The following is a 17363-nucleotide window of genomic DNA, read 5'->3' as shown; positions in this document are numbered from 1 at the left end:
TTCTCTGAAAACCTCAGGCAAAGCACATAAAACTTTACTTTACCTTGACATATATAATGTTATTTGTTAAAATTTATATTGAAAGTATTCCGTATTTATGACCTATTACTGATACTTTTTTTGAAAGAACAAAAGGAAAAAGAACAAACTTTTTTTACCAAAAGGAAAATGTATTAAGGAAAAAATTAAAAAGGATTCGGAGGGATTCTTAATGAGTTTTGTATTGGTAACAGACGCCGTATGTGATTTGAATGCAGATTTGGTTAATTTGCTTGGCGTTGAAGTTTTGCCAATGGAATTCACAATCGGCGATAAAGTCTATAAACATTATCCTGACTGCCGTGAAATGTCCATAAAAGATTTCTATCAAGCAATCAGAGAAGGCGCAATGCCTACAACTTCACAGATCAACATCAATTCTTTCAACAAGGCTTTTGAACCTATTTTGAAAGAGGGCAAGGATATCCTCTATCTTTGCTTTACATCCGGACTCAGCGGAACATATAACACATGTATGATTGCGGTTTCCGACCTGTTGGAAAAATATCCGGAAAGAAAAATACTTGTTCTGGACAGCGCCTGCGCAAGCCTCGGAGAGGGTAATTTGGTTTATCATGTGGCAAACAAGGTAAACAGCGGTGCAACCCTTGAAGAAGCTTACGAATATGCAAAGGAAACCAAAAACAGAGTCGCCCATTGGTTCGTTGTTGATGATTTGGAACACCTTAAAAGAGGCGGAAGAATTTCCTCCCTTTCTGCAACCTTCGGAAAAGCTTTGCAGATAAAACCTTTGCTCAGTGTTGACGACGACGGTCATCTTATTACTGTGGCAAAAATAAGAGGATATCTGAAGGTTTTCGATAATCTTGTTGACCGCCTTGTACGTGACGGCGAGGATTTGGAAAGCCAGACTGTGTTTATCGGACATGCCGATAATCTTGAGGGTGCAGAAAAACTCAGACGAATGGTTGAGCCTCTTGTAGGAAAGGTAGTTATTGTAAATATCGGTCCGGTTATCGGAGCTCACGTAGGCGCAGGAATGCTGGCATTGACATTCCTCGGAAAACGAAATTACAAATAATAAAATAAAGGTATGTGCAATCGGATGTTATAATCCCTTTTGCACATACCTTTTTTGTATTTCTAAAAGATTTCTCTATACTATATATAATATAGATTTACATTGCAGTTACCTTTCTTCCCTCACGTATCTTTAATGTTACAGCCACAAACAAAACTAACAGTTCGCTTACCGGGAAAGCAAGCCAAACTCCTGTCATTCCTAATAATGACGACATTATAAATGCACATGGTATAATAATCACAAATCCCCTCAAAACAGAGATTATAAATGATGGCGCCGGCTTGTCCCATGCGCCGAAAAATACTGCGGTTATTATATTCACCCCTGCAAAGAAAAATCCCGGGAAATATAATCTAAGTCCATCAGAAGCACATCTGCTGAGTTCTTCAAGACCCTCAGGGTTAAACGCACCTATAATTTCATCGGTAAATATAAATACAGCAGCATAAATCAGCACAGCTGACAAAGCTCCGGCAGTAATTCCATAGCGGTAAATCTTCCGGCTGACGCTGTAGTTTCCCTCTCCCTTGCTTTTGCTGACAAGGGGCTGAATACCCTGAGATATTCCTGTAAATATAGCAGTAACCACCAAGGCAATGTTGGCTACAATACCGTATGCGGCAACGCCAACATTTCCCATAAGCTCCAAAATTATAAAGTTAAAAACCAGAATAACTATTCCTGAGGAAACCTCAGTTATAAAGGAAGATACTCCAAGGGACGCCACATCGAACCACTTTCTAAACATATGCTTTGTCTTTGCAAAACCAAAGCTGTTTTTTCCTTTTAATGTTCTGAACATCATCAAAATCAAACTTATTCCAGGCGCCATAGCCGTTGCGGCGATAGCTCCGAACATTCCAAGCTTGCAGGGGAAAATAAACACATAGTCCATAATTATATTTCCAAGGCTTCCCACTATCATAGCCGCCATAGCTAAATTAGGCGCTCCGTCGTTTCTAACAAAGCAGGTCATAAGATTGTTAAACATAAAAAGAGGTGAAAACAGAAGCATAACTTTAAGATAAATCAGCGTCATAGAGTAAACCTCATCATTCGCCCCCAATAGCCTTGCAATATTTCCCGAGAAAAACAGTCCGCAGAAAATAAGGATAATGGAAATAACAGAAGCAAGACAAAAGCATGAGGTAAACACGCTGTTAGCTTTTTTATGGTCGCCTGACGCCTTTAAAATAGAAAATCTGGCGGCTCCTCCCATACCTATCATCAAACCTGCGCCGTTCATAATGTTAAAAACCGGAAGCGCAATATTCAGAGCGGTCAATCCATCAGGGCCTATTCCCTGAGATATAAAAAAAGTGTCTGCAAGTATGTAACAGGACAAACCTATCATTCCCGCAACATTCATAGATACATATTTAAAAAAATTATGTAAAACACTGTTTTTCATTCCATCACCTTACTGTCTTTCATTAAATTTTGCAAAATAATCTTCAGCACTATAAAAAAACTTCTGCGTCTGTCAGCAAATTTTAACATATCAGGAATTAATTTTCAATATTTCTTTCTGTATAAAAACGGAGGAATTAGCATTGACTTAAAATTCCAAATTTTTATTTATCTTACCTATTGATTACACATAAAAAATGTGATATTATTGTATATGAAGTTTTTAGGACTTCTTTTGTCTTTTAATTTTTAATTCTAAGTAAAGTCCAAAATGCTTTCTGCATTATATTTTAAAGAAAGGAGTGTTGGAAATGATCAAAAGAATCGCAGCTATAATTATGAGCGTTTTGATGATTTCTGCTATTGCATTTTCAGCTTCTGCAGCCTCCGGCATTAACGATGAGGAACAAAGACTTATTGACGCTTATAAAGATGCAGGTATCAACGGTTTTGTTTTCAACGAATCAACAATCAACCAAATCGAAATTTACTTTATGAGAGACGGTGTTGACATTACTGCTGAACAGACAGACGGTGTTATTTCTTATCTCAATGAAGCCGTATCATATTTTGGAAGCACAGGAGCATCTTCTCTTCACGCTCTCAGCAATGAGCAAAGACAGCACCTTTTTGAAATTGTAAAGAACGGTGCGGCAGTAGTAGACCTTACGGTTCATTACGACGCAGCAAACAAACTTTTCCAGGTTTACACAGCAGACGGAGAGCTGGTTTATTCTGACGCTTCCGTTATTAAAACAACAGGCGCAGATTATACTCCTGCCGTTGTAACATTTGCCGTTGTTCTTATGCTTGCTTGTGCAGCCGCAGTTGCAGCTAAAAAGAAAGGACTTATGCAGAGATAATGAAAATACATTTTTCATCAAATCAAAAGCATAATTTTAAAAACCTACTGGCTTACATTTGTATGCCGGTAGGTTTTTGTGTATTAGGTTATCTTTTGATTTATACAGTATTTACACCAATTATAACTCCCGTGCTGTCCGTTTCTGAAATGTTTATATCCGACGCTGATTTTAAAAACGGTGAAAATCTTACCTCCATTTTTGATAAAAACAGCGCCGCTTCCGAAAACACCGGAGATACAGTTGACATGAGTCAGGTGCAGATTCCTTCCTACGGAACTCATTATGCCAACCTTTCAATCGACTCAGTAAGCATCGACGCTCCACTTTATTTCGGAGATTCCAGCGCCGCACTGAGCCAAGGCGTCGCCCAATATAACGGAAGCTTTCTGCCGGGATTCGGAAGACCTATACTCATAAGCGGACACAACAATTCATATTTCAACAGTCTTCAGTATATATCTGTAGGTGATGAAATTACAATAACCACAAATTACGGAGTTTATAAATATAAGGTAACAGAAACAAAAATTGCAGCCTATAACGACAAAACAGCATACGACCTTGCCGCCCAGGAAGAAAACCTTATACTTTACACCTGCTATCCATTCGATACCCTTGGACTTACGCCACAGCGTTTCTTTGTTTATGCAGACAAAGTATCTGGCCCGGATGTTGTTTGAAAGGAGGATGCAGTTTGAGTAACACAGTTTTAAGAAGAGTTATCTGCTTCTTCTTTTCATTTATATTAAGCTTTTCTTTGTTTGTGCTTTCAATCGCAATCACTATGCAGTCATCCGTCCTCAGCAAAGATTTTTTGATTAACCAGCTGAGCATTTCCGGATATCACCTGAAAGCCGCCGATTACACAAAAAGCAGTATATCAGACCTTGCCTTTGCAGGAGGCGTTCCTTCCGACCTGTTTGACGAAATAGTCACACCGGAACGTGTAAAGACCGATATATACAACATCTTTGAATATGCCTACGATGGAAAACAGTACTCCATTGACAGTGAGAAATTAAACTCTGAGTTTTTGGAAGCAATAAAAAACTATGCTTCTGAAAACAATATAGAAATCACAGCAGAAACAGAAACAAATATTTCCCACCTTGCCGACCTTTGTACACAAACATATTTAGACTGTATAAATATCGCCGGCATAAACACGGTAATCGGAGCTTTAAGACAGCCTTCCAAGTTTATGGGGTTTGCAATAGGCGGAAGTATTCTGATAGCATTGATTTCTATAATAATGCTGTTTCTTATAAATAAGTACAAGCACAAATTCCTGAGATACATTGCCTATGCGCTGAGCGGCAATTTCCTTATGATGACAGTAATCCCCGGATTTTTGCTTATCACAAAGCCATATGTAAACCTCAATATTTCGCCGGATTACCTGCATTCATTTATCAACAGCTTTTTGGACGAAACATTAAAAATGATGCTTGTAGGCGCCGCTGTGACAGCTGTGCTATATATTATTGTATTTGTACTTGTAAGCCATTTCAAAAAGAGAGCAATTAAAAAAGGCTATAAAGAAAGAAACAAAAATAATCTTGTTTAAATCAAACCGCCGCAAAAAATGCGGCGGTTGTTTTTTAATCCTCGGTTATAATAAAAAGTTCGTTGGGCGTACACTCAAGCAATAGACAAAGTGTTTCAATATTTTCATAGCGTATGGATTTTGTTTCGTTATTCACCATTTTATTGAAATTCTGATAACTCATTCCCAGCTGCTTGTAAAGCCAGTACTTTGTTTTGCCATTTTTCTCCAGCAAATTCAAAACATCTAATTTAATCATAAGCCATTTCTCCATATATTATTTATTTATTGGATAATATCTTATTATTTCTCTTTACTAATAGATTAATGCATTATATAATGTAAGCATAACGTATTATTAAAGGAGAACCAAATGGATATACAAATAAATAATATTAAGATAACACCTGGAAATTTTGGAAATGATTGTCAAGGCAATACGGAAATATTTAATATGTGTGATGAATGCGATTATTTAATATGTTGCACAGATTTAAATTGGAAATATGAATGCAAATCTTGCAATGACCCCAACTGTCCAAGAAACTCAAAACAATCAAGCTGAATTTTATGTGAAAACTTAAAAATATCACACTTCTTTCATTGTCTGTAAAAACAATATGTGTTATAATTATGCTACAGTTGATTGATGATAATTACATTAGACAAGGATGATGGTTCCTTGTCACTTTTATTATAATATACGGAGTGTGAAGCAATGCGGTCTTTCCTATACAAATTCGCAATGTTTATGCAGGGCAGATACAAGATGGATCAGCTAAACTATGTACTGCTTATCGCAAGCTTATTGTTATCCTTTATCAACGTATTTCCCCGAAGCCTTATTATTTATTTTTTTGAGCTTTTATTTTTGGTTCTGTTCTTTTTCAGATTTCTTTCCAAGAACATATACAAAAGAGGAGCAGAAAACAGAAAATTCCTTTCAATCTGGGGCAAAACACGTGATTTCTTTATTCTTAACAAAAATAAAATTAAAGAGTTTAAAACCCACGTTTACGTAAAATGCCCGTATTGTAAAGCCCAGCTTCGTGTAAAAAGAATAAACGGCAAACACAAGGTACGCTGCCCACGCTGCGGCGAATCCTTTGAAAAGAAAATCCACTTCGGCGGAAAAAACAAATAATATATTAAAAATTAAAACTCCACACAGATTTAAAAGTCCGTGTGGAGTTTGATTTTTTGTGTTTACATTTTTTCAATGTGTTCAACTATCTGATTTACACAATCCTCAGGAACGGTGTTTTCATCCGCTGTTATTGTTATGTCCGCATATTTTTCATAAAGAGGTGTTCTCACTCTGAAAATATCCTCAAGTGTTTCACCCTTTTTAAAGGCAATACCACGGGTTTTCATGTTGGTAATTCTCTTTTTCAAAATTTTTAGAGGAACTTCAACATAAACAACGATACCGTCTTTTTTAAGATTTTTCATAGCTTCATCACTTAGTATCATGGAACCGCCTGTGGCTACAACTGAGTTTACGGGAGAAATCTCCTCTCCCACCTGCTGTTCAATTTCCAGAAACTTTTCCAAACCCTCTGTATCGATTATTTCCTGAAGCTTTTTGCCCTCTCTTTTGCAGATTACAAGGTCTGTGTCAACAAAATCAAAACCCAAAGATTTTGCAAGGATAACACCTATTGTACTTTTTCCCGAGCCGGGCATTCCTACCATTACAACATTTTTCATATATAAAACTCCTTTAGCTTCTCTGTGAATACATAGAGTAAAGCTTGTAATACTCTCCCTTTTTCTCCATAAGCTCCTTATGGGTTCCCACTTCGGCTATACCCTCTTCCGTAAGAACAAAAATCCTTGCAGCGTTTCTTATGGTGGTAAGTCTGTGGGCGATTATAAATGTGGTTCTGTCCTTTGCAAGTCTTTCCAAGGACTGCTGAACTAAAAGCTCGCTTTCGTTGTCGAGGGCTGATGTGGCCTCGTCAAGAATAAGCACAGGAGGATTTTTAAGAAACAGTCTTGCTATAGAAATACGCTGTTTCTGACCTCCGGAAAGCTTTACTCCCCTTTCACCCACATATGTGTCGTAGCCCTCGGACAAACCGAGGATAAACTCGTGAGCACCTGCAAGCTTTGCGGCTGTTATAATCTCCTCTTCTGTTGGATTTTCCTTGCCGTAGGCAATATTCTCCCTTACGGTTCCGTTAAAAAGGTAAACATCCTGCTGAACAACGCCGATATTTTTTCTCAAAGAGTCAAGGCTTATATCCCTTACATCAACACCGTCAAGGGTAACTTTACCGTCTGTAACATCGTAAAATCTGGGTATAAGACTGCACAATGTGGTTTTCCCTCCCCCTGAGGGGCCAACCAAAGCGATGCTCTCGCCTTTTTTCACATCAATGTTTATATTGTCGAGAACCTTTTCACCCTCTTCGGAATAGGAAAAGCTCACGTTTTCAAACTTTATTTCACCCTCTACCTTATCCATTACAACAGGGTTTTCCTTGTCCTTTATGGTTACAGGCTCATCCATTATTTCAAAAAATCTTTCTATCCCGGTTGTGCCCTTTTGGAACTGCTCGGCAAATTCCACTATTCTTCTGATAGTGGTGAGCAAGGTCTGGATATACAAAAGGTAAGCCACCAAATCGGCTCCGTTTATAAATCCATTTGCCATAAAAATACTGCCCACCAAAATAACAGCCACATACATAACGCCGTCCATAAATCTTGTAGAACCCTGAAACAGCGCCATATATCTGTAGGCAAAGCTTTTTATTTTCAGAAACTTATTGTTTTCCCTGTCAAACTTTTCCTGCTCTACAGGCTCGTTAGCAAAGGATTTAACAACCCTTATTCCTGTAAGACTGTCCTCAATCATAGCGTTAAGCTCCGCTGTCTGCACACGTGTTTCCTTAAAGCCACGCTTCATGTTTCTTCTGAAAAATATAATACCTGTAAGCATCAAAGGAAGCAAAGCAAAAATTATGAGCGTCATCCAAATATTGACCCCTGCAAGAATTACAAAGGAACCAACTATTTTAAGTCCGGCAATAAAAAATTCCTCCGGGCAATGGTGGGAAAACTCTGTAACATCAAAAAGGTCGTTGGTAATTCTGGACATGAGCTGACCAACTTTTGCATTGTCATAAAATGAAAAAGAGAGCCTTTCCAAATGGGCGAACAAATCCCTTCTCATATCCGTTTCAAGACGAACGCCCATCACATGGCCTATATACGCCATATAATAGTTGGCTACAGTGTCCACTATTCTCAAAAACAGGTAAATAACCACAAGCCTTATAGCCATGGGAAGAAAAGCGTCGGTAATTCCTGCGGCGGCAGAATTTGTTATCTGACGTACAATCATCGGAAAAACAAGCTCGCACACAGTTGAAAGTCCTGCACACAGCAGGTCAATTACCACTATTCCCAAATATGGCTTATAGTAAGGTAAAAATCTTTTAAGCAAGTATATCACTCCTAAATCGGTTAATATATTATAATCGCATATCGGCGGAAACCCAGAATGCGGCGGTAAGCTCCATACCCTCAAGCTGTAAAAGCTTATTTTTATTTTCTTCCTTTATTCTGTTGAGGTGAGGAGTCATATAAAGCAAATCTTTAAGCTCTTCATTGTTAACATAAAATTTAAAGCTGTGCTTTTGACTGTAAAGCCTTTTAAAAAGTGTTTCATCATGGTTTGAGGGCTTTTTATCCTGAGGAAAAACCTCATCGTAAATAACCTCTTTCATCTCCATAAGATGTTCTGTAGCGGCGTTTACCTCTATGGCTATTCCGCCTCTTTTTAAAATTCTGCTGTATTCTCCGTCCATAAAAAGGGAAAACATAGCCGTAACAATATCCGCACTGCCACTCTCCACCGGCAAAAGTGAAGCGGTGGCAACCGCCCATGTTATGTCCTTTCCCCTTGAGCAGGCCATTTTTACACCGTCTTTGGCTATATCTATGCCCACGGTGCGGCTGTTTTCAAAGCTATTAGCCAAAGCTCTGGTGTAATAGCCCTCGCCGCAGCCCACATCAACAATCAACGGATTTTCGCTTTTGCAAAACTCTTTTGCAGTTTCTCTCACCGCCTGGCAAATTGGAAGATATTTCCTCGTTTCCAAAAATCTTCTCCTTGCCATAAGCATTTCCTTTGTATCTCCCGGGTGCAGAGAATGTTTATTTTGAACAGGAAGCAAATTTACATACCCCTGACGTGCCATATCAAAACAATGTCTGTTAGGACAGATATAGGATTTTCCATCTTGAACAAGCTTTTCCCCGCACAGAGGACAAATAAGCATATGCTCATCCCCTTTTCTTATATGTAATCTTTTATAAATCAAAAGTCTTTAAAAAGGATATTATTTTTTATATTTAAAGTCAATAGTTTCAATATTAAAAAGCAAAAAACAACGGCAGATTAAATCCACCGTTGTTCCTTAATAATCATTGTCTGTGATAATTACTCAGCAACGAACTCGTCTTTGCCTACACCGCAAAGAGGGCACTCGAAATCGTCTGGAATATCTTCCCACTTTGTGCCTGGTGCAATACCGTTATCAGGATCGCCGAGAGCCTCGTCGTATCTATATCCACATACTTCGCAAACGTATACCATTGCAACGTCCTCCTTTATATAAATTATAAATATATCTTATCCCGCAAGGGAAATAAGCTGAATTGCTGTTATAAAGTCAATCCCGCTTTCCTTAAAGTATTATACCGCAGGATACGGGCTTTGTCTGTGACTTGGTAACATTTTATCAGATAATTCTTATATTGAGAGTGTCTGTGCCGGAAGTAGGAACTGTCTTATTTGAAGAAAGAACCAAAACAGTGTCGCCCTTCTTAACATACCCTGTTGAAAGAGCCTTAACCATAGCCTGCTTTGTGATAGCGTCTGTTGTGAGCTTCTCCTCGCCTATAACAGCGGTGATACCCCAGTTGAGGCAGAGCTTCTTGCAAACTCTCTCGGAAGTAACAACAGCGATAATCGGACAGTTTGGTCTGTAGTGAGCCATAGCTCTTGCCACCTGACCTGTTGCGCTTTCAACTATAATAGCCTTTGCATTGATGTTTTCTGCAACATCCTTTGCAGCGTGGCAGATTGTTTCTCTGAAGCTCTCTGTAATAGGATACTTTTTAATGTATTCCTGAAGAGCGATTGATTCGCCGTTGCTTTCAGCCTCACAGCAGATATCATTGAGAGCCTGTACGCTTTCTACAGGGTATTTACCTGCGGCGGACTCACCGGAGAGCATAACTGCGCTTGTTCCGTCGTAAACTGCGTTTGCAACGTCGCTTATCTCAGCTCTGGTAGGTCTTGGAGAATTTGTCATACTCTCAAGCATCTGAGTTGCTGTGATAACGTATTTACCTGCAACAACTGTTTTTCTGATAAGTGTTTTCTGAATTTCTGGAAGCTTGATAAAAGGTATTTCAACACCCATGTCACCACGGGCAACCATGATACCGTCGGCAACCTCCAAAATTCTGTCGATATCGTCAACACCGCTCTGATTTTCAATCTTTGCGATAATCTCAACATACTCAAAGCCGATACTGTCGATGTAGTCTCTAAGCTTTATAACGTCGTCTGCTGATCTTACGAAAGATGCGGCGATAACATTTGCGCCCTGCTCCAAACCGAACTCAATGTCAGCACGGTCTTTTGCACTTACATAAGGCATGTTTATATGATAGTTAGGTATATTTATACTTTTTCTGTTGGAAAGCTTGCCTCCCTTTACAACTGTGCAGACAATAGCGTCCTGGTTGGCTTCTTTAACCACAAATGAAAGCTTTCCGTCATCGAGAAGAATTTCTCTTCCCTTTATATCCTTGTCGGCGGCAAAAAGCTCAACAAGCTTTGGATATGAAAGAGGAACTCCCTTATCATTTCCCTTATCTCCCTCTTTCAAAAGGGAAAACTCCTGTCCTTCCTGAAGCTCTACAAAGCCATTTTCAAAAATACCAACTCTAACCTCAGGGCCTTTGGTATCAAGAAGGATAGCAACATTCTTGCCGCTTTCCGCAATAGCTGTTTTTACGGTGTTAAATCTTTTTTTCTGCTCCTCATAGGTTCCGTGGGACATATTAAAACGTGCTACATCCATACCTGCAGCTATCATCTTTTTCAAGGTTTCCTTGTCATCACAAGCAGGACCCATTGTGCATACAATTTTTGTTTTTCTCATAATTTTACACCTCATACACTTTTATTTAGCCATACAATATAAACATTCCCTCAAAATAAAGAGGAAATTCATTCCAATATATTCAATCAGATATTAAGTACGCTTTCAAGTGAAGTATACCATTAACCTTGAAAAAAATCAATAGAAATAGCATTGTTTATATGAATTTTACAGTTATACTTCACAAAATACTTTATAAGCAATCACAATAAATTATCCCAAAACATTTTTAATATATTTAAGAGTTCTAACGCTTTAAAATAAGCAGTTATAAAGTTTTCTAATTGCTTTCTTTTTATTTCTGATAACATCTGCCGCTCTTGATTTTAGGTTATACTGATGATAGACTATTGAATGTATAACTTTTATTATTAAGGAGGACAAAATGGAAATAAGAGAATTAAACAAAGCTGATATTGAATTTATCTATAAAAACAGAATGGAAAATGATTTTCCTCCGGAGGAAATCCGCCCCTGGGATATGTTTGAAAGAAGCTTTTCCATGGAATTATATACGGGCTACGGACTTTACGAAAATGAAAAGCTTTTGTCCTACGCCACCTTTACTTTTTCAAATAACAACGATACAATCCTGCTGGATTATTACGCCGTGGACTCTTCCCTGCGTGGTAAAGGAATAGGCGCAAATTTTCTTTCAGAGCTTTCCAAAAAGCTTCAGGACAAACTCATACTTTTGGAGGTTGAAAACCCCAAGTTTGCCAAAAACGACGATGACCTTTCCATACGCACCAGAAGAATAAATTTCTATAAAAGATGCGGCGCTCACCTTTCAAATATAACATCAAAAGTATTTGAAGCCGATTTCGCAATTATGTATATTTCAAGAAAGGGTGAAAAAAGCGACGGCGAGATTGCTTCCGCAATTAAAGAAATTTACCGCTCCATGTTTACAAAAGAAATTCTCGAAAAGTATGTAACCGTATACGAAAAATAAAACATATAATCTGACAAAAACCTGAAATTTTCCATGTTTTCTGAAATTAGCACTCTAAGGCCGAAAGTGCTATTGACTTTTCCTGACCATAGAGCTATAATTATAAACGTAAGCAAAATAACGCTGTAACTACTTAAAATCAGGTTTGGAGGAAGAAAAAATGCTTAATGAAAAAATAGCCGAACTTTTAAACCAACAGATAAACAAGGAATTTTATTCCGCTTATCTTTATCTTGATTTTTCAAATTATTTTTATGATGCGGGCTTGGACGGTTTTGGCAACTGGTACAAAATTCAGGCTCAGGAAGAAAGAGACCACGCAATGCTCATTCTCCGATATATGCAGATGAACGGCATGAAGGTAACACTTGACGCCATTGAAAAGCCATCTGTAGAGCTTACAAGCAATCTTGGCGTTTTGGAAGCCGGATACAGCCACGAGCAGTATGTAACAGGTCTTATCAACACAATCTATGCCGCCGCCCACGACGTAAACGACTTTAGAACAACACAGTTTTTGGACTGGTTCATTAAAGAACAGGGCGAAGAGGAAGAAAACGCAGACAACCTTATCAAAAAGTACAAGCTTTTCGGCGAGGACCCAAGAAGCCTCTACATGCTTGACAACGAGCTTAAAGCAAGGGTTTATGCCGCTCCCTCACTTGTAATTTAATTTTATATAATATTAAAGGAAAGAAGAAATAAACATGGAAAAAATGCAATTTAAGTCAGAGTCAAAAAGACTTCTGGACTTGATGATTAACTCAATTTACACACACAGAGAAATATTTTTAAGAGAAATTATCTCAAATGCCAGCGACGCTATAGACAAGCTTTGCTTTATCTCCCTTACAGATGATAAGGTTGGCATGAACAGAAGCGATTTTAAAATTCTTATAAAAGCCGACAAAGAAAACCGCACCCTTACAGTTTCTGATAACGGTATCGGTATGGACAAGGATGAGCTTGAAAACAACCTTGGAACAATCGCTTCCAGCGGCTCTTATAAATTCCGTCAGCAGCTTAAGGATGAGGACAAGGACAATGTAGACATCATCGGACAGTTCGGTGTAGGCTTCTACTCAGCATTTATGGTAGCAAAGGAAATCACCGTAATCACAAGAAAATACGGCAGTGATACAGGCTACAAGTGGCAGTCCGCAGGCGCAGACGGTTATACAATTGAAGAATATAACAAAGACACCGTGGGAACAGACATTATTATGGTTCTCAAGGACGACACAGACGAGGACAAGTACAGCGAATACCTTGAGCAATACAGACTTTCCTCACTTATTAAAAAGTATTCAGACTACATCAGATATCCTATCGAGATGGACATGGAGTCCACAAAGGTTAAGGAAGGCACAGAGGAAAAGCCTGAGTACGAAACAGTCGTTGAGAGAAAAACCCTCAACAGCATGGTTCCAATCTGGCAGAAAGCTAAGAAAGACGTTACGAAAGAGGAATACAACAACTTCTACAAAGAAAAATTCTTTGACTTTGAAGACCCTCTTCTCACAATCACAACATCAGTTGAAGGCGTTGTAACATACAAAGCATTGCTCTACATTCCTGCAAAAACTCCTTACAACTATTACACAAAGGAATACGAAAAGGGACTCCAGCTTTACTCCAGCGGCGTAATGATTATGGAAAACTGTCCTGATTTGCTCCCAGAGCATTTCAGATTTGTAAAGGGCGTTGTTGACTCTCAGGATCTCTCTTTGAACATTTCCAGAGAGATGCTCCAGCACAACAGACAGCTTAAACTCATTGAAGAGCACTTGGAAAAGAAAATCAAAAACGAGCTTGCTTCCATGCTGAAAAAGGACAGAGAAAACTATGAAAAGTTCTTTGCAGCATTCGGCAGACAGCTTAAATACGGTCTTGTAAGCGATTACGGCGCACACAAGGACAAGCTTTCAGACCTTATCCTCTTCTACTCCTACAACCAGAAGAAGCTCATCACCCTTGACGAGTATGTTGAAGCAATGAAAGAGGATCAGAAGTACATCTACTTTGCAACAGGCGAAAGCAAGGAGATTATCGAAACACTTCCTCAGACAGAAATCCTCAAGGACAAGGGCTTTGACTTCCTCTGCTGCACAGATGAAATCGACGAGTTCGCACTCAATTCACTGCGCACATTTAAGGAAAAAGAGTTCCGTTCTGTTCTCAATGACGACCTTGGAATTGAAAGCGAGAACAAGGAAGAAGAAAAGGAAGAGGGTCAGGACGCTCTCATCACCTTTATCAAGGAAACTTTGGGCGACAAGGTTTCACAGGTTGTTGCTTCCAAAAAGCTCAAGAGTCATCCTGTATGCCTTACAGCTCAGGGAGGAATTTCCTTTGAGATGGAAAAATATTTCAGCGTTGTACAGCCGGAAAGCGGCATGAAGGCTCAGCGTGTTCTTGAAATCAACATGAGCCATCCGGCAGTTAAGGCCTTAAAGGATAAAGTTACCACAAACATTGAAGAAGCAAAGAAATATGTTCAGCTTCTCTACAGTCAGTCATTGCTCATCGCCGGACTTCCTTTGGAAAATCCATCAGAGTACACTGACCTTGTTTGCAGCCTTATGATTTAAAGACCTTATAGAGGATTAGAAAGAAAATGTCTGCAATTACAAAACGAGCTTTGGAAGCTTCCCTAAAAAAGCTGCTTCTCACAAAGCCTCTGGACAAAATAACAATCTCCGACATAACCGATGACTGCGGAGTAAACCGCATGACCTTCTACTATCATTTTAAAGATATCTATGATTTGGTGGACTGGGTAATGCAAAACGATGCTGCCGTCGCCATAAACGGAATGAAAACCTATGAAACATGGCAAAAAGGTTTTCTAAGCATTTTCAATCACATTTCCGAAAACAAAACCTTCTTTTTAAACGTATATAAATGCGTAAGCCGTGAACAGGTGGAAAGTTACCTGTACAAGCTCACCTATGATTTGCTTATGGGCGTTATAGAGGAGCAAAGCGTCGGTATGCATGTGCGTCAGGAGGATAAAGCCTTTATGGCTGACTTTTACAAATACGGTTTTGTAGGCCTTGTGCTTTCATGGATAAAAGAAGGCATGAAAAAAGACCCCTCGGAGATAGTAAAAAAACTTAATACTCTTATACTCGGCGATTTAAAGCTTGCTTTAAAGAGATTTGAGTCGGAAGATATTTAATCATTGGACTATAAATGATGAAAAAACCGGCAATGAAACCACGGTGATAAATATATTATCATCGGAGATTCATTGTCGGTTTTAATTTTTTCAGGATGGTATATAATATAGTCACAGCAGAAAAAACAAACAAAGCGCCGCTTATATGCGGCAGATTGGAGACTTATATGTATTATGCCAGCGGAAATTACGAAGCTTTTGTAAAACCCGAAAAACCAAAGGATGTGGACAGAAAGTCCGCCTATATTGTAGGTTCAGGACTTGCAGCACTTACCGCCGCCTGTTATCTTGTTCGTGACGGACAAATGAACGGCGAAAGAATTCACATTTTAGAAAAAGACCCTATTCCCGGCGGAGCCTGCGACGGATTCAAATACGAGGACGTAGGCTACGTTATGAGAGGCGGAAGAGAGATGGACAACCACTTTGAAGTTATGTGGGACTTGTTCCGCTCTATTCCATCAATAGAAACCGAGGGTTTAAGTGTATTGGACGAATACTACTACCTCAACAAGAAAGACCCTAACTACTCACTTATGAGAGCCACCGAAAACAGAGGTCAGGACGCACACACAGACGGAAAATTCGGACTTTCAGACAAGGGCGCAATGGAAATTATGAAGCTTTTCTTCACACCTGACGAGGAGCTTTACGACAAGCGCATAACAGACTTTTTCGATGAGGAAGTTTTAAACTCAAACTTCTGGCTCTATTGGAGAACAATGTTTGCCTTTGAAAACTGGCACAGCGCCCTTGAAATGAAGCTGTACATCAAGCGTTTTATCCACCATGTAGGCGGCTTGCCCGATTTCAAAGCTCTTAGATTTACAAAGTACAATCAGTACGAGTCAATGATTCTACCGATGATTAAATATCTTGAGGAACACAATGTGGTTTTCCACTACAACGCAAAGGTTGTAAACGTGGAATTTGAAATTAACGGTGAGAAAAAACAGGCTGTAAGAATTGTGGTAGACCACAAAGGAGATATAGAAAATATCGACCTTACAGAAAACGACCTTGTTTTCATTACAAACGGCGGATGCGTTGAAAATTCCTCAATCGGTTCACAGAACAAGCCGGCCAAGTTTAACCCGGAAATCAAGCCGGGCGGCGGCTGGGATATGTGGATGAAAATTGCCGCTCAGTCACCTGATTTCGGTCACCCTGAAAAGTTCTGCTATGACCCTGAGCAGACCAACTGGATGTCCGCAACTGTAACAACACTTGACCAGAAAATTGTCCCCTACATTAAGAATATATGCAAGCGTGACCCATTCAGCGGCAGAGTCGTAACCGGCGGTATTGTAACCGTTAAAGACTCCAACTGGCTTTTGAGCTGGACTTTCAACCGTCAGCCTCAGTTCCGCAGTCAGCCTAAGGGACAGCTTGTAGGCTGGATTTACGGACTTTTCAGCAATGTTCCCGGAAACTTCGTAAAGAAGCCAATGAGAGACTGTACAGGCAAGGAAATCTGCATGGAGTGGCTCTATCATTTGGGCGTACCAACCGAGCAAATCGAGGAACTGGCAGAAAACAGCGCAAACACAGTTCCATGCATGATGCCGTATATCACAGCATTTTTCATGCCGAGAGCCGAGGGCGACAGACCTTTGGTTGTTCCAAAAGGAAGTGTAAACTTTGCTTTCCTTGGTCAGTTTGCAGAAACAAAGCGTGACACAATTTTCACCACCGAGTATTCCATGAGAACAGGTATGGAAGCCGTTTACACACTTCTTGACATAGACAGAGGCGTACCGGAAGTTTGGGGAAGCGTATACGACATACGTGACCTTCTCAAAGCTACAGTTCAGCTTCGTGACGGCAAAAAAATCACAGACATGGATTTGGGACTTATGGAAAGAATTGCCCTTAAGGAAATCCTTAAAAAAGTTAGAAATACAGACATAGAAAAGTTATTAAAAGAATATAACGTCATATAAAAAAATACACTGTAAAATAGCTATATAAACGCTCAAAATATTTTTTAAACAGCTCTATACAATTTACCTTTTTTATACACCAATATTTATACTGTTTAGCTGAGGAAGTTTAAGAAAATAACAACCGATTTTAAACAAAAATAACCTCCTCAACAATGAATGCTGGAGAAACAGACGGTACTGTTTTTGT

General features: G+C 39.2%; 17 protein-coding genes. 10 read left to right on the top strand and 7 right to left on the bottom strand.

The annotated features are described in order from the left end of the window. Window positions 1-211 precede the first annotated feature (211 nt). A complete protein-coding gene (locus CGICJO_RS05930) occupies window positions 212-1081 on the top strand; it encodes a DegV family protein (RefSeq protein WP_087378917.1) in 870 nt (289 codons plus the stop codon). A gap of 97 nt (window positions 1082-1178) precedes the next feature. Here CGICJO_RS05930 and CGICJO_RS05925 read toward each other — a convergent pair whose 3' ends face one another. Beyond that, a complete protein-coding gene (locus CGICJO_RS05925) occupies window positions 1179-2495 on the bottom strand; it encodes an MATE family efflux transporter (protein ID WP_486498202.1) in 1317 nt (438 codons plus the stop codon). Window positions 2496-2805: 310 nt separating this feature from the next. Between CGICJO_RS05925 and CGICJO_RS05920 the strand changes: the two genes are divergently transcribed. From CGICJO_RS05920 to CGICJO_RS05910, 3 genes are all read left to right on the top strand, one after another. Then, window positions 2806-3357, top strand: coding sequence for a hypothetical protein (locus CGICJO_RS05920; RefSeq protein WP_486498201.1), 552 nt, complete (start codon window positions 2806-2808; stop codon window positions 3355-3357). Between the two features lie 62 nt (window positions 3358-3419). Continuing rightward, on the top strand, window positions 3420-4040 hold the full coding sequence (locus CGICJO_RS05915; RefSeq protein ID WP_486498200.1) for a class D sortase: 621 nt from the start codon (window positions 3420-3422) through the stop codon (window positions 4038-4040). A 14-nt stretch (window positions 4041-4054) separates the two neighbouring features. Next, window positions 4055-4927, top strand: a complete 873-nt coding sequence (locus CGICJO_RS05910) for a hypothetical protein (protein ID WP_486498199.1) — start codon at window positions 4055-4057, stop codon at window positions 4925-4927. Between the two features lie 34 nt (window positions 4928-4961). On the opposite strand, the gene CGICJO_RS05905 is transcribed toward CGICJO_RS05910, so the two are convergent. Next, window positions 4962-5165, bottom strand: coding sequence for a helix-turn-helix domain-containing protein (locus CGICJO_RS05905; RefSeq protein ID WP_486498198.1), 204 nt, complete (start codon window positions 5163-5165; stop codon window positions 4962-4964). A gap of 459 nt (window positions 5166-5624) precedes the next feature. On the opposite strand from CGICJO_RS05905, the gene CGICJO_RS05900 reads away from it, so the two are divergent. Next, complete coding sequence (locus CGICJO_RS05900) at window positions 5625-6050, top strand: MJ0042-type zinc finger domain-containing protein (RefSeq protein WP_087378927.1); 426 nt, start codon at window positions 5625-5627, stop codon at window positions 6048-6050. Window positions 6051-6112: 62 nt separating this feature from the next. On the opposite strand, the gene CGICJO_RS05895 is transcribed toward CGICJO_RS05900, so the two are convergent. From CGICJO_RS05895 to pyk, 5 genes are all read right to left on the bottom strand, one after another. Then, the gene (locus CGICJO_RS05895; protein ID WP_087378929.1) at window positions 6113-6616 is read right to left on the bottom strand and encodes a shikimate kinase; all 504 of its coding nucleotides are present in this window, start codon (window positions 6614-6616) and stop codon (window positions 6113-6115) included. Window positions 6617-6629: 13 nt separating this feature from the next. Then, the gene (locus CGICJO_RS05890; RefSeq protein ID WP_486499980.1) at window positions 6630-8369 is read right to left on the bottom strand and encodes an ABC transporter ATP-binding protein; all 1740 of its coding nucleotides are present in this window, start codon (window positions 8367-8369) and stop codon (window positions 6630-6632) included. Window positions 8370-8388: 19 nt separating this feature from the next. Beyond that, window positions 8389-9198 carry a putative RNA methyltransferase gene (locus tag CGICJO_RS05885; RefSeq protein WP_486499979.1) on the bottom strand — a complete coding sequence of 270 codons (810 nt, stop codon included), beginning with the start codon at window positions 9196-9198 and terminating at the stop codon, window positions 8389-8391. A 161-nt stretch (window positions 9199-9359) separates the two neighbouring features. Continuing rightward, window positions 9360-9515 (bottom strand): rubredoxin, encoded by a 156-nt coding sequence (locus tag CGICJO_RS05880; protein ID WP_087378933.1) that lies wholly within the window; start codon window positions 9513-9515, stop codon window positions 9360-9362. Window positions 9516-9660: 145 nt separating this feature from the next. After that, on the bottom strand, window positions 9661-11094 hold the full coding sequence (gene pyk, locus CGICJO_RS05875; protein ID WP_486499978.1) for a pyruvate kinase: 1434 nt from the start codon (window positions 11092-11094) through the stop codon (window positions 9661-9663). A gap of 385 nt (window positions 11095-11479) precedes the next feature. On the opposite strand from pyk, the gene CGICJO_RS05870 reads away from it, so the two are divergent. The 5 genes from CGICJO_RS05870 to CGICJO_RS05850 all read left to right on the top strand — a co-directional run bounded on the left by CGICJO_RS05870 (window position 11480) and on the right by CGICJO_RS05850 (window position 17173). Next, complete coding sequence (locus CGICJO_RS05870) at window positions 11480-12049, top strand: GNAT family N-acetyltransferase (protein ID WP_486499977.1); 570 nt, start codon at window positions 11480-11482, stop codon at window positions 12047-12049. 160 nt (window positions 12050-12209) lie between these two features. Next, entirely contained in the window at window positions 12210-12722 is a 513-nt protein-coding gene (locus CGICJO_RS05865) for a ferritin (protein WP_087378939.1), read from the top strand. 34 nt (window positions 12723-12756) lie between these two features. After that, window positions 12757-14640, top strand: a complete 1884-nt coding sequence (gene htpG, locus CGICJO_RS05860) for a molecular chaperone HtpG (RefSeq protein ID WP_486499976.1) — start codon at window positions 12757-12759, stop codon at window positions 14638-14640. A gap of 26 nt (window positions 14641-14666) precedes the next feature. Beyond that, complete coding sequence (locus tag CGICJO_RS05855) at window positions 14667-15230, top strand: TetR/AcrR family transcriptional regulator (protein WP_486499975.1); 564 nt, start codon at window positions 14667-14669, stop codon at window positions 15228-15230. A 167-nt stretch (window positions 15231-15397) separates the two neighbouring features. Further along, complete coding sequence (locus CGICJO_RS05850) at window positions 15398-17173, top strand: oleate hydratase (RefSeq protein WP_486499974.1); 1776 nt, start codon at window positions 15398-15400, stop codon at window positions 17171-17173. Window positions 17174-17363: the final 190 nt, after the last annotated feature.

It is taken from the genome of Candidatus Limousia pullorum (assembly GCF_057405065.1).
The sequence above is the reverse complement of the archived record's forward strand: the minus strand, read 5'-3'. Positions and strand labels throughout refer to the sequence as shown.